Source organism: Arthrobacter sp. R1-13 (genome assembly GCF_054161475.1).
On the sequence record NZ_CP096420.1, the window covers coordinates 3,459,475 to 3,471,785 of the forward strand.

Annotated in this window: 12 protein-coding genes; 4 read left to right on the plus strand and 8 right to left on the minus strand. The window is 61.2% G+C overall.

The features are described from left to right. Positions 1–41 precede the first annotated feature (41 nt). Both M1D88_RS16020 and M1D88_RS16025 read right to left on the minus strand, forming a co-directional pair. Positions 42–1,256 carry an MFS transporter gene (locus M1D88_RS16020; RefSeq protein ID WP_458111735.1) on the minus strand — a complete coding sequence of 405 codons (1,215 nt, stop codon included), beginning with the start codon at positions 1,254–1,256 and terminating at the stop codon, positions 42–44. 10 nt (positions 1,257–1,266) lie between these two features. Then, positions 1,267–1,830, minus strand: a complete 564-nt coding sequence (locus M1D88_RS16025) for a DUF2243 domain-containing protein (RefSeq protein ID WP_458111736.1) — start codon at positions 1,828–1,830, stop codon at positions 1,267–1,269. 152 nt (positions 1,831–1,982) lie between these two features. On the opposite strand from M1D88_RS16025, the gene M1D88_RS16030 reads away from it, so the two are divergent. After that, positions 1,983–2,783, plus strand: a complete 801-nt coding sequence (locus M1D88_RS16030; RefSeq protein WP_458111737.1) for an alpha/beta fold hydrolase — start codon at positions 1,983–1,985, stop codon at positions 2,781–2,783. After that, positions 2,780–3,517 (plus strand): esterase/lipase family protein, encoded by a 738-nt coding sequence (locus M1D88_RS16035; protein ID WP_458111738.1) that lies wholly within the window; start codon positions 2,780–2,782, stop codon positions 3,515–3,517. The genes M1D88_RS16030 and M1D88_RS16035 overlap by 4 nt, the downstream gene beginning before the upstream one ends. A 22-nt stretch (positions 3,518–3,539) precedes the next feature. Here the strand turns inward: M1D88_RS16035 and M1D88_RS16040 are convergent, their stop codons facing one another. From M1D88_RS16040 to M1D88_RS16050, 3 genes are all read right to left on the minus strand, one after another. Beyond that, on the minus strand, positions 3,540–4,103 hold the full coding sequence (locus M1D88_RS16040) for a hypothetical protein (protein WP_458111739.1): 564 nt from the start codon (positions 4,101–4,103) through the stop codon (positions 3,540–3,542). Positions 4,104–4,215: 112 nt separating this feature from the next. Beyond that, positions 4,216–4,668 carry an SRPBCC family protein gene (locus tag M1D88_RS16045; protein WP_458111740.1) on the minus strand — a complete coding sequence of 151 codons (453 nt, stop codon included), beginning with the start codon at positions 4,666–4,668 and terminating at the stop codon, positions 4,216–4,218. A 93-nt stretch (positions 4,669–4,761) separates the two neighbouring features. Beyond that, on the minus strand, positions 4,762–5,994 hold the full coding sequence (locus M1D88_RS16050; protein ID WP_458111741.1) for a MinD/ParA family ATP-binding protein: 1,233 nt from the start codon (positions 5,992–5,994) through the stop codon (positions 4,762–4,764). 163 nt (positions 5,995–6,157) lie between these two features. On the opposite strand from M1D88_RS16050, the gene M1D88_RS16055 reads away from it, so the two are divergent. Further along, positions 6,158–6,892, plus strand: coding sequence for a GAF and ANTAR domain-containing protein (locus tag M1D88_RS16055; protein WP_458111742.1), 735 nt, complete (start codon positions 6,158–6,160; stop codon positions 6,890–6,892). Between the two features lie 288 nt (positions 6,893–7,180). On the opposite strand, the gene M1D88_RS16060 is transcribed toward M1D88_RS16055, so the two are convergent. Beyond that, on the minus strand, positions 7,181–7,996 hold the full coding sequence (locus tag M1D88_RS16060; protein ID WP_458111743.1) for an MBL fold metallo-hydrolase: 816 nt from the start codon (positions 7,994–7,996) through the stop codon (positions 7,181–7,183). Positions 7,997–8,099: 103 nt separating this feature from the next. Continuing rightward, positions 8,100–8,804: an SGNH/GDSL hydrolase family protein gene (locus tag M1D88_RS16065; RefSeq protein ID WP_458111744.1), complete on the minus strand. Its 705-nt coding sequence runs from the start codon at positions 8,802–8,804 to the stop codon at positions 8,100–8,102. Positions 8,805–9,269: 465 nt separating this feature from the next. Here M1D88_RS16065 and M1D88_RS16070 point away from each other — a divergent pair, with 465 nt between their 5' ends. Continuing rightward, a complete protein-coding gene (locus M1D88_RS16070; RefSeq protein ID WP_458111745.1) occupies positions 9,270–10,763 on the plus strand; it encodes a right-handed parallel beta-helix repeat-containing protein in 1,494 nt (497 codons plus the stop codon). 104 nt (positions 10,764–10,867) lie between these two features. On the opposite strand, the gene M1D88_RS16075 is transcribed toward M1D88_RS16070, so the two are convergent. Beyond that, complete coding sequence (locus M1D88_RS16075; RefSeq protein ID WP_458111746.1) at positions 10,868–12,310, minus strand: dihydrolipoamide acetyltransferase family protein; 1,443 nt, start codon at positions 12,308–12,310, stop codon at positions 10,868–10,870. Position 12,311 lies beyond the last annotated feature (1 nt).

Consider the following 12,311-nt stretch of genomic DNA (forward strand, 5'->3'; position numbering starts at 1 on the left):
AGCGGAGGTTTTGAAGGAACCAGCAGACTCCTCCCCCGAAATCAGTAGTTCCGGCGGTGCCTGAGCCGGGGAATTGTCACCGCGAAGACGGCAGCTGCGGCGAAACCCAGGAGCCCGGTTGCGCGCACTCCCACACCCAGCGAGGTAAGAGCCGTGACAGCTGAGAGCAGCACAGGCCCTCCCGTGGAGCCGGCATCGGCGATGAACCTCCACAGGCCCAGAAACTGCCCCCGGCCATGCTCGGGCGAGAAGTCCGCTCCGAGGGTCATGTTGAGGCCCGAGCTGATGCCGTTCCCGAATCCCACCAGCATGGCGACGAGCGTGAGCCCCAGGAATCCGGACGTCAGCGGAATCAGCAACAGAGCAACCCCCATGATGAGCGTGGCAGGTAGCGCAACCCAGAGCCGGCCTTTGCGGTCCATCAGTTTGCCTGCCGGATAGAACACCAGCATGTCCACCGCGCCGGACAACCCGTAGATCAGCGAGGCCTGGGTGGCATCCATCCCCAGGTGGTCGGCCCAGAGCGGGATCACCACCTGGCGGGAGGCACGCAGGGCGTTGAGCAGCAGGATCCCGAAGCCAACAGTGAGGAACACGCCTGCATGGGAGGAGCCAACGCTGCGGAGGGTAGGCTCCGGTCCGGTCTGCGAACCAGCCGTGTCCGGGAGTGTCAGCTCCCGGATGGTCAGGGCAATGACGGCAGCAGCGAGCATCGCGGCCACCCCTACCCAGTAGGCGCCGCTGATTCCAGCTAACTGCATTACACCCGCACCGATGAAGGGCCCCAGGAAGATCCCGATCCTGCTGATTCCCCCAAGAGTGGACAAAGCCCTTGCCCTGAACTTCACGGGTACTGCTTCCGTGAGGTACTTCTGCCGCGCCAGGCTGAAAACGCTAGAGGCCATCCCGACGACGACCATCGCCGCTGCGAGCAGCCAGACTCCATCGGGGACCAGCAGGGAAAGCCCTGCGGCGGTCAGTGCCAGTGCTCCCGCCGCTCCGGCGCCCACGATGGACGACTTCTCGCCGAACCTCAGGGTGATCAGCGAAGCCGGCAGGTTGAAGAACCAGGACCCGAGCCCGATCAGCGTGACGATAAGCGCGGCTGCAGCTACGGAGGCGCCAAGGTCCCGGGCTGTCAAGGCCACCACGGGGAGTACGGCCCCCTCCCCCAAACTGAACAGCAGGCTGGGACCGAAAGCGGGAACGGCGATACCCCGGAGGCTGAACGGAGGGGCTGCGCGCTGGGTGGTCATCCCTTTTATCCTAGGTGTCCCGCCGCGCCGCCCCGGAAACAAGTCCAGCAGACCCCGCGGGACGGGAACGTTGGAGCAGCCAGCCCGCCACCACCAGGATGGCGCCGAAGAGCAGGAACAGGAGGTCGGCAGCAGTTTGCCAGGGGCCGCTGATCACATGGTGGATGGCCAGGACATGGTGATTCACTATGCCCTCCACCAGGTTGAAGGCTCCCCATCCCACCAGGACCCAACCCCAGAGGACCCTTGAAGCCCAGACCCTCTCCCGGGCTTTTGCCACCCTGGAATACAGCATGGCTAGGCCCACCACCACGGCCAGCCAGGTGAACGAATGGAAGAGGCCGTCCCACAGCGTATTCATTTCCAGGCCCTCGACCGTATCCACGGGATGGGGTCCGACCGGGATATTGGCGGTGTCCGCGCTGCTCAGCATGTGGTGCCATTGCAGGATCTGATGCAGTACGATGCCATCCACAAACCCGCCAAGGCCAATCCCCAAGAGGATCCCCGGCAGCCGGATGGCGGGTGCTCCGCTCCTCCACCCGCGACCTTCCGAAGCCAGCTTCTCAGACATCCGCAACCCCGCTCCTGCTCGGCACAGCCATTTAGACAGTAAGCTTACTATCCATGAAGTCCATCGACGAAGATGCCCACACCCCGCATCCGGCACCTGCTCCCGATAAAGGACCACGAAACGCCAACCCGGGACGGCGATATCCTCAAGCCATGGACCGTTCCGCACAGCCTGACGTCACCGACGTCGAGTACGGGGGCCTCCGCGGGCGCATCTACGCGTCCAAAAGCAACAGCGGAAATCCCGACGGCGGGCCTACCTTCCTCCTGGTGCACGGCATTGGCGTCTCCCACCGCTACCTTGCCCGGCTGCACAAGGCCCTGGCCTTGTCTGCGGACACCTACTCCATCGATCTCCCGGGGTTCGGCTCAATGCCTAAGCCGAAGCGGCAATTGAGCGTGGAGGAGTACGCCTCCTTCATCCGGGTGGCCCTGACAGACCTTGGCATCACGGAGAACTGCGTCGTCATAGGCCACTCCATGGGTACGCAGTTCGGGGTGGAGGCGGCCATCCAGGATCCGGGGCAGTTTTCGCGCGTGGTGCTGATGGGGCCTGTGGTGGATCCGAAGCGGAGGCATGTTCTCAAGCAGGCCTGGGATCTTATGCGGGACGGTGTGGGCTCCGAATCTTGGAGCTCCAACTGGATCGTCTTCTCGGATTACTGGAGGTGCGGGCCGCGCTGGTACCTGAAGGAGCTGCCCGTGATGATGGACTACCCCATGGAAGAACGCGTGGCACAGGTCAAGGCTCCGGTCCTGGTGATCAGGGGTGAACAGGATCCCGTGGCCAAGGGGGATTGGGCGCGCAGGCTTGCAAGGCAGGCGGGCGGCCAGCTCGCCGAGTTCCCTGGATGCGGACACGTGGTGCAGCACCTGGCCACGGAAAAGGTTGCCGAGGTGATCAGGACGTTCGCAGGCCTTCCCGCTGTGGCGTCCAAGGACGGCCCGAGGTGAATGGCGCCGCCCGGCGGGGAGGGAAAGCCCGGCCGGCAGAGAAAGTCCGCACGGCATTGAGGGCCCGGCGGGCCATACAGAAAGCGGTGTGGTGGACGGAGGACTACGCCTATGCCACCGGCCGGCAGCTCCGCAGTTTCTTTGACCGCACCCAGCCGGACGACTTCCTCAGCGGTACCGGACGCCCCGTCGTCGTGATTCCCGGTGTGTACGAAAACTGGCAGTTCATGCTGCCCCTGATCACTGCCCTGCATCAGGCGGGGCACCCCGTGCACGTGGTCACTGTGCTGCAGCGGAACCGACTCGCCATACCGGCGGCGGCCAAGCTGGTGGCCAAGCACCTGGCTGCCGCAGACGTGATGAACGCCGCCATTGTGGCGCACAGCAAGGGCGGCCTGATCGGCAAATACCTCATGATGACGCACGACGGCGAGCGGCGGGTCGAGCGGATGGTGGCGGTCTGTTCGCCGTTCTCGGGATCCCGGTACGCCCGTTTCATGCTGGCGCCGAACCTGCGGGCGTTCTCCCCCCGGAACGCCCTGACCCTGCAGCTGGCCCGGGAAGAACGCATCAACCACCGCATCACATCGGTGTTCGGGCCGTTCGATCCTCACATTCCGGAGGGCAGCATCCTCCCCGGGGCGCGGAACATCAAGCTGGACGTCCCGGGGCACTTCCGGATCCTGGGGCACCAGGACACCGTCCGCACCATCCTGGAAGAGATTCCGCTCTAGGACGTTTGCAGCCTCCGCACGTTTAGGGCTGGAGTGCAGTATGGGTGGCTTCGGGCTTCCGGTGGAAGCAAAGGTAGAAGCCCACAGCCTGTTCCATCATGTAGAACACGAACGGCGGTATGTCCTTCTTGGCCACAAGAATCGCTGCGAACGCAGGAGCGCTCAGCAGGGTGGTCAGCCCGATCCACCGCCTGGCCCGGTCGCCCCGCGCCGGAGTGCTCGGTGCCGGGTCGCTCTGGGCCGGCATTGTCAGCAGAGCGGTCCCCAATGACGCGAGGGCCACGAGGTGGAGGCTGCAGTAGCTAATGAAGGGCCACACCGGACCGCGCCGGTAGGCGAACCTTTCAAGGTCCGATCCCCTGTCGGCGAGGTCGGCCACGAACAAGGGCGCCCCCACAAGCAAGGCTCCTGCCGCCGCCGTCGCCAAATTCTTGGGAGGCCCATCCGGAAGGGCCTGGGCAAAGCGGGCGAAGCCGACGGGCACAGTGGCTGTTCCTGCGGCGGTCAGGAACTGCCCGGCCACCCATCCACGTCGGCCGCGCTGCAGCAATGCCAGACGGTCCGCTGCCCGGGGTGTTGTGTACACGCGTGGTACCGGTGAGATTCCGACTTCCCACCACAATGGTGCCTGCCACAATGACTGCCCCTGCCATCCGGTAGGGGTACCCGCCGCGATCGGCGTGGGCCGCCTTCATGTGTCAGCCCGCCGGGTGGTCAGCAAGAAGTTCGGCCAGAGACTCCAGGTTGGCGCGGATTGTCCTGCCCTGAGCGCGTTCGATGAGCGGATCGGCCAGTTTGCCGAAGACGCCACCGAGGCCTGTTTCGGCGTCAACGCGGTAAGTGAGCTTTGTCCCGCCGTCGACGGGTTCCAAAATAAGGGCCACCTGGAATTTCAAGGGGCCGTCAACGGCGGTATTGACCACGCGGTTGGGCGGATCGAATTCAGTGACTTCCGTTGCCCATTCGAACCGGCGGCCCAAGATCTTGCTGGTTCCACGCGCACGGGTTCCGACGCGGGGCGGGCCGTCGCTGACCTGCTCCGCCTCAACCACCGAGCTGTCCCACACGGGGAGATTCGTGGGGTTGGCGATGAAGTCGAAAACTACGTCCGGCTCCCGATGAAGCACGACACTTTCTTCTATGACAGGCATGACTGTCCCTTCAGATGGTCCCAACGAACTCGTCAGGTGGCACAAATTCTCCGCCGCCGTCTTTAAGGGGTCAAGATGTAGGGACTTGCCTGCCTAGACGTAGCCGTCCACAATCGCGGCAGCGATTTCCCGGTAGGCCCGCCGGGTTTCGGGCCGCAAAGCCTCAAGGGTGACCAGGTCGCCGTCGGCCACTCCCCTGTCGTGGGGAACGGCAATCAGTTGCCGGCAGATGCCTGACAGGTGCTCCTCGATGGCGTCCTTATCCACACGGGTGGAGACCTCGTCCTTGTCCGTGATCACCACAATGGCGTTACGCGCCAGCTCCTCGTAGCCGTGGTGGGCCAGCCACTGCAGGGTGCTCCGGGCGCGCTTGGCACCGCTGACGGCGTAGCCGGCGGCGATGATGAGATTGTCCGCCGATTGCAGGATGCCGCTCATCGCGTTGTGTGTGACACCGGTGCCGCAATCGGTCAGGGCGATCGAGTAGTAGCTGGAAATGAGCTTTCGGATACGCAGGTATTCCTCAGCTGTAAGGGAATCCGAGACTTCAGGATCCTGCTCTCCCGCGATGAGGTGCAACCGGCCTGCATGGTGCATGTAGCGTGCCAGGGCCGTGAGCGAATCGATGGATTCGATGTTCTTGAGCAGGTCCGTGATAGTGCGCGGGCTGGCCTGCTGGTAGATCCCTTCGCCGAGGGCGCGCTCCACCAGGTCGCCGGAATCCGGGTTGGCGTCGATGGCGCAGGGCGGGTCGCCGCGGAATTCGGCGAGAGTGAGGCCGACGCCAACTGTGGTGGAGGTTTTGCCGATGCCGCCCTTGAGGCTGAGGACCGCGGTGTTGTAGCTGCCCTGCAGCTGCCGTGAGATGCGGCGGCCGAGTTCGTCTTCCTCGCGTTGGCGGGCGCTGGGGCCAAGATTCAGGGCGCCGCCGGTGACGGCGTAGAGCACGCCGCGGAAGCCTCCGATGGGGCGGGGCTTCTGCTCGCGGACAAAGAGGCCCGGTGAGCTGATGAAGTCCGGCATCGGGGCATCGGCCAAGGCCTCCCGGGCGGCGTTCCGGCTTTTTCCGCGCTTTGGAACGGCCACGGCATCAGGGGCCGGGCGGTTATCTATGGACGAATCCGGCAGTGGGGAGCCGGAGGGTTCACGTTCGGGTGGGCTGGGGATCTCCGCCTCGAGGGTTGCGACGGAGCCGGTTGCGCTGGGTACCGTTGGTATCGTTCCTGTGGCGTCGCTGCCATCAGTGCGACGGCGGTCGCGGCGGCGCACCAGCGGCTCTTCCTGGCCTGGCGCTGCATCAGTGCGGTCTTCCAAAGAATCGGACATTTCTGATCTCCCATAACTCGCAAGTTGAGACCTGCGGAGGCCGTAAAACTTCGTCCAGCTAGCAATTCTAGGTGGTTAGCCTGCAGTTCCTGATTCTGGAGCGGGCTCGGGCCGCTCCCGCGCTTCTGGTTGTGCACATGGGCAGCACAATTTACATTGAAGAATGACCACTTCCTCGGAACGTGAGCGCGTTCTTGAACTGCAGGACCTCATCATCAGCAGCGAAAGCGTTGCTGAGTTTTTGGGGCACCTCTCCTCATTGGCCGCTGCCGCCCTCAGCCGCGAAAGCGGCTCCACTGTGGAAGTCGGGGTCACGCTGAAACGGCGACGGCGGACGGACACCGTTGCGGGCAGCAGCCCGCATGCGATCAAGCTGGACAGGATCGAGCAGCAGCTGGGTGACGGCCCCTGCATTCAAGCATTGCGGGTGAAAAGTACCGTCCTGCTGGCGGACGTCCGCAGCGATCCCCGCTGGCCTCGTTATCAGGCGGAGTTGGAGAAAGTCGGCTGTTACAGCACTCTGGGCGTACCCTTGGAGATCGGCGATGACTCTTCAGCGGCCCTGAACTTCTTTGCCAGCGAAACGAACGTCTTCACGGACGGCGTGGTGCGGGAAGCAGAGGACTTCGCTGACATCGCTGGCCGGGCTCTGCGCCTGGCGGTCCGCCTGGGTTCTGTCCAAAATCTGGCTGACGATCTCAAGTCAGCAATGCAGAGCCGGACGTCCATTGATCTGGCGTGCGGCGTGATCATGGGCCAGAACCGCTGCTCGCAGGAGGAGGCCATGGCCATCCTTGGAAAGGTATCGAGCCACCGCAACCAGAAACTGCGAGTTGTGGCCGAGGAAATGCTGGGCAACATTTCAGGAGCGAAGGTCAGTACGCACTTCGACGGTTAGCTTTGACTTCGCTCCGGCACTGATTACCAGAGGCGTCTCCTAGTGCGCGCTAAGAGCCAGGACGACGACGGCGGCTGCCGCCAGCGAGAGGACGGCAAGCACCAGTAGCCCTACCCATTTTGGACGCTGCTTATGCGGGTTGATGTCGATGTACGGCATGGGAACCTTCCTTGGGAGACTCCGGTGATCGTAACCCGAATGTTGACGGTCCGATTGTCACGAGGAAAAGTCGATTGCTTCCGAGTGCTGCCCAGCTGGCGCTTAAACGTAGTGGTGGCAGGCCAGCTCCTAGTGGTGGCCGCGGGTCTCCTGGAGCCGCTTAATGAACCAGCGGGATTGTTCCGGGCCGTAGGGAAGCACAGGGATGGCCTTCGTGGCATCCGACGGTGTATCCCGGATGGATTGCCAGGCCTGGCGCACTGCCGTGCTCATGGTATTGGCCATGGTTTTCACGAACTGGTCGCTGCAGGGACCGCCATGGCCGGGAATGAGGAATTCGTATCGGTGCCTCAGCGCAGAGATATGCCGCAAGACGTCTGCCCACTCCTCCGGGTATGAGTCCTCGAAGGAAGGGTGCGCGCCCTGCTCCAGCAGATCGCCTGCAAAAAGTGTGGTGGGAGTGCCCACCAGCAGATCGCCATCAGTATGGCCTCGGCCCAGCCAGAAGAGGGTTACTGTGAGTCCACCCAGATCAACCAGCACGGGCTGGTCCTTGACGATGGCGTTGGGCACCACCAGTTCCACGTTATCGCCTTCACCAGCGGCCATCTCCGGTTCAATGGAGGCAACGAATCGGCGCTGGGCGTCGCCGTTTTCCTCAATCTCTGCAGCACAGTTCTCGTGGGCCCAGAACTCCGTAACCCCGGCGCCTGCGAAAACCGAATTGCCAAAGAAGTGATCGTAGTGGGCGTGGGTATTCACCACCACAAGGGGCAGTTGGGTCTTTTCGCGGACCGCGTCCAAGATTTCCCGGGCCTGCCGTGGACCGCAACCTGTATCAATCACCATGGCCCGTTCCGTACCTACAACCAAGCCAGTGTTCAGCAGTGAACCCTGGGTTGCGAGCACATAGTTTTCAGAGCCAACTTCTTGCCATGGTGACATTACTTCTCCGTACTTCCGGCGTGTACCTGCGTTGTTCAGGCCTCGATTCTACGCGGTGAGGCTTGGGACGGCCGGGTTGTGGGGCCCGCAACAACCGCGCGCTTCATTCCGCTATGGCCTTACCCAAGGCCTCCCCAATCACCTGCGCAGCTGCCTCCGTGGGGTGGACGCCGTCGGTTGTCATGCCCGGGGCAAAGCGGTCCCCCTGGCGAACTCCTGCCATAGGATCCACAAAAACCCAGCCTCGTGACAGCGCAAACTGTTTCAGCTGTTGGTTGAATCGCGTGGCTAATCCAGGCTCGATATCGATAGGGGGAATGGCGGAAACGAGCACCTTCTGGGCGCCCACCTTCTCTGCGACGCGGACCAGGTTTCCGGCGCTCTGCTCGAACGGCACGCCGTTGTAGACATCGTTAGTTCCCGCCAAGATGACGAGGACGTCAGCCTCAACGTCACTGGCGTTCTCAGCCATGGCCGCAGAACGAGCTCCGCTAAGGGCCCAGCCGCCGGCGAACCTCGCCCCCGGCCCAACATGTGACACCCACGAACGTGACCCGATCTTGCCGACCAAAAAATCGCTGCTATTGGCTTCGGTAATCGAATCACCGATGGCGGCGAAGGTAACGGACTTTGAGGTTGGGGCCGGAGCGGCCCTGCTGGGATTCTCGTCGATTGACTGTTGCGGGCTGCTTGAAGGTGTGGCACTGGACGGTAGGGGTGCCACGGGTGTCGGGTTGGCTGTGCAGCCAACCGAGAAAGCAATCACAGCCGATGCCACAAGTACCGACGTGAAGCGTTGGGCTTGCATAGACATCCTGGAACTAGGGTTCAAGTACAACCCAGTCTATTGCGTCAAGGCTTGTGAATTCAGTTTTTCGAAGATGCATTTATTGATCATTGCAAGAGACCGACTTTACTCAATTTATTCTCACTATTAGATCAACGTTCAGTCAAATTGAGCTTCTACTACCACCGGCCGCCTAAGTGTTGGTAGTTAATAACTGCGTACTAAACACCTTCGGCAAGTAAATGGACGAAATAAAACACGTATTCATCACTGTGGTTTGGGCCATTTCAGCGAATTAGCTTCTAAGTACAGCAATCTATGAGTTTGGGAGGCTCAAAGTGTTGATACCTAGAACTGCTAACCCTTGTCTCGCGCGTCTCTGCACTAAAGCGAACAGGTCCTTCTGGGATCCAGGATCGGGTGCGGTCTGCACACGCTCAACTGAGCATGCCGTCCCTAGTCGCTCGGTTGTGTCGCGGTGCAGCCATGGCTGACGAGGCTGGAAAGAAGTTGTCATCCGACGCGGTTGCCGGCATAAAACGCCGGGGTCTCCTCCGATTTGGAACCTTAGTAACTGCCTTTACGGGTGCTTCCGCAATTTCAGCCATTGGCGCCAAAAACGCTGAAGCTGCACCAGGGGACAAAAACCCGCCGAACACTTACGTCCCCGTTGCGGAAAAAGGCGCGGCCTCTGGTGTAGCGACACTAGATGTCGAATCGAAAATCCCACCTGCTCAAATTCCTGATCTGTCTGCAACCTATGGTCCTGCAGCAGAAGGATTCACTACAGCCTTCGCACCTCTATTGGTGGGAAACCAAAAGGCTTTGCGAAACCGTGATCTGTTTATAGACGCGGTTGCGGAAGGCACACCAACAGACGGCACTACAGATGCTCAGCCAAAAATTGGTGGGAGTCACAACTTGATACCGCCTAAAGGCGGGAAAGTGTTTCTTCGCAAGGGCTCCTACCTAATGGGCACGAGACTAATAATAACCAGGCCAGGGATGATCTTGGAAGGAGAAGGCGTAGATGCCACTACTCTCCTTCTGAACGCTGCCATGTTTCAGGTTGGAGCATCAGACGTACTCATTCGGAACATGACAATCAAAGGAAACGGATCCAACGCCCGCACTTTGTTCCAACTGGTCAATAACGGCAATTTTAGGAACTGGCGGTTTGAAAACGTCAAGTTTGATGGGGTTAGTACCGTGCCTGGGCGAATAGGGTCAAAGACGATAGACGGAACAACGTTAACCTTGACGGCCGGTCTTGATGCATTCGTAGAATTTGAAGGTTGCGAATGGACCGCGTATACGGAAGACGCCAGTTTTCACGCTAGAGGCACGAAGCATGTAACCCTGGATAAGTGCTGGTTCCATGATGCGGGAACCGACACAGCAAAGGGCGACATGATCAAATTCTCTGCTGGCGCCGAGTACTGGAAAGTTCTCCATTGCCGTCTAAACAATGGAACACGAGACGCAATCGACGCCTATGACGCGCAACGTGGCCTCATAGATGGATGCACCATAGTAGACATGGGCGTCCACGGCATAGAAATGAAAGTTTCATCGAACGGTGCCACTAATCCATCAGACCGCATTATTGTCACCAATAATCACTTGGTCAACATGGGTACCGGCACTCCGTCACCCTCAATGCAGCTTGCTACTTCGGCAGTGATAGCTACCGGCAACATAATTGAAGGCGGTTCTTCTTATGGCATGCGGTCGGGAAGAACGAATGACGGTTTGGCCAACACCCAGAACATCGTCTGGACCAATAACTACATCCGCGGCGCAGCTCGCCATGGTTATGTGTTGAATGGGGTCGACGGCGCCATTGTCCGGGACAATGTTGCCGTAGGATGTGGAGGCTCCGGTTTTTACATTCCACGAAGCTCAGTCAACTCTTTAGTGATGGGTGGACCGACTGACAACCTTTCACGCGGCAACGTCTCAGGCGACGTCTGGGCCTGACATCGGCCAGAGGACTTTGTTGTTGACTGCCAGAAACTCAGTCGCATCAGCCAAGGCACCGGCGATTCCGTGTGCCCCAGCTGTCACCTCCTGTAACGGCGGCATCAAAGATCGGCCAGCACAGTCCCAGGGTTCTCCATCCCGTCCGCCACATAACGCAGGAAGCCGGCCGCCGTTCCGCCGTCACAAACGCGGTGGTCGAATGTCAGTGTCAGCTCGGTGACTTTACGGACCGCCAGCTGCCCGTTCAGCACCCAGGGCTTGTCGACGATCCGCCCCACGCCGAGGATTGCCACTTCCGGGTGGTTGATTATCGCAGCTGAGCCGTCCACGCCGAATACGCCGTAGTTGTTCAGCGTGAACGTGCCGCTGCCGAGCTCAGAGGGCGTTGCCTTACCTTCACGCGCAACCGCTGTAAGCCTGCGGATCTCCTCATCAAGTTCGCGGGCGGTTCGTTTATCAGCATTCCGAATGGAGGGCACCATCAGCCCGCGCTCGGTCTGGGCCGCGAAGCCGAGGTTCACGCCGTCAAAGGCCACTATCTCCTGAGACTGACCGCCCTGACCGTCATCAGCCGAAACGAGGCGCGAGTTCAGCTCCGGATACTTCTTTAACCCAGCTGTGACAAATCGGGCGATGAAGGCCAAAAGGCCAGGGGTGTTGTGAGGATCCGCTTTCTTCAAGGAGGCCCTCATCTCCACCAACGCGGTGGCGTCCACGTCTACCCAGACGGTCGCCTCTGGAATCTCGGAGCGGCTTCTGGCCATATTCGCAGCCGTCGCTTTCCGGACCCCGCGGATAGGCGTGCGGCTGGAGATCTTGAGGCCGCTGCGTGGATCTGTCTCCAGTTGGCTCTCTGAAGAGCGTGCAACGCTGGCAGCAGGGTCGGCAGCATAAGGCTCTTCAGCCTGAGCGGAATCCTGCTCCGGCCTCGGGTTAATGGCAGCCTCCACATCCCGGCGCAGGATGAGGCCGCTCTCCCCCGAGCCGTGCAGTTCGCCCAGGTCAACGCCGTGCTCCCGGGCCATCCGGCGGACCAGCGGCGAGATGACTGCTCCAAGTTTTCCCGGTACTCGCGTCCGGAGTAGCGAGAGGTCACCAGGATCAGCCGCCGGCCTGGACGCTTCTGCCGGCTCCACCAACGAGAGGGAAGCTGAGCCCTTTCGTGCACGCGTGCGTCGTGCTGCACCCGCTCCGCCCGGAGTTCCGTATCCGATGAGGACATTGCCGGAGCCGGCCTTTTCCTCTTCCCGGTAGGTTTCAGCCGCTTCCTGAACAGGAGTCTGGGCCGGTTCAAGGCCTGGGCCCGTGCTGACAGAGATCAGTGGCTTACCCACATCCAATGTCTGGCCCGGTTCTCCATGAAGCTCCGCGACAGTGCCCGCGTAGGGCGACGGCACTTCCACCATGGATTTGGCGGTTTCCACCTCGGCTATCGGCTGGTCGACGCGAATCTCGTCGCCCACGGAGACAAGCCAGTTCACAAGTTCGGCCTCCGTGAGGCCTTCGCCGAGGTCCGGCAGGAGGAATACTTTGGTTTCGCTCATA

Excerpts from the sequence above, each read along its gene's own strand:
- M1D88_RS16030 (WP_458111737.1), top strand. The coding sequence starts at position 1,983 with ATGGACCGTTCCGCACAGCCTGACGTCACCGACGTCGAGTACGGGGGC.
- M1D88_RS16045 (WP_458111740.1), bottom strand. The coding sequence starts at position 4,668 with ATGCCTGTCATAGAAGAAAGTGTCGTGCTTCATCGGGAGCCGGACGTA.
- M1D88_RS16065 (WP_458111744.1), bottom strand. The coding sequence starts at position 8,804 with ATGCAAGCCCAACGCTTCACGTCGGTACTTGTGGCATCGGCTGTGATT.
- M1D88_RS16055 (WP_458111742.1), top strand. The coding sequence starts at position 6,158 with ATGACCACTTCCTCGGAACGTGAGCGCGTTCTTGAACTGCAGGACCTC.
- M1D88_RS16075 (WP_458111746.1), bottom strand. The coding sequence starts at position 12,310 with ATGAGCGAAACCAAAGTATTCCTCCTGCCGGACCTCGGCGAAGGCCTC.
- M1D88_RS16025 (WP_458111736.1), bottom strand. The coding sequence starts at position 1,830 with ATGTCTGAGAAGCTGGCTTCGGAAGGTCGCGGGTGGAGGAGCGGAGCA.
- M1D88_RS16060 (WP_458111743.1), bottom strand. The coding sequence starts at position 7,996 with ATGTCACCATGGCAAGAAGTTGGCTCTGAAAACTATGTGCTCGCAACC.
- M1D88_RS16050 (WP_458111741.1), bottom strand. The coding sequence starts at position 5,994 with ATGTCCGATTCTTTGGAAGACCGCACTGATGCAGCGCCAGGCCAGGAA.
- M1D88_RS16070 (WP_458111745.1), top strand. The coding sequence starts at position 9,270 with ATGGCTGACGAGGCTGGAAAGAAGTTGTCATCCGACGCGGTTGCCGGC.
- M1D88_RS16020 (WP_458111735.1), bottom strand. The coding sequence starts at position 1,256 with ATGACCACCCAGCGCGCAGCCCCTCCGTTCAGCCTCCGGGGTATCGCC.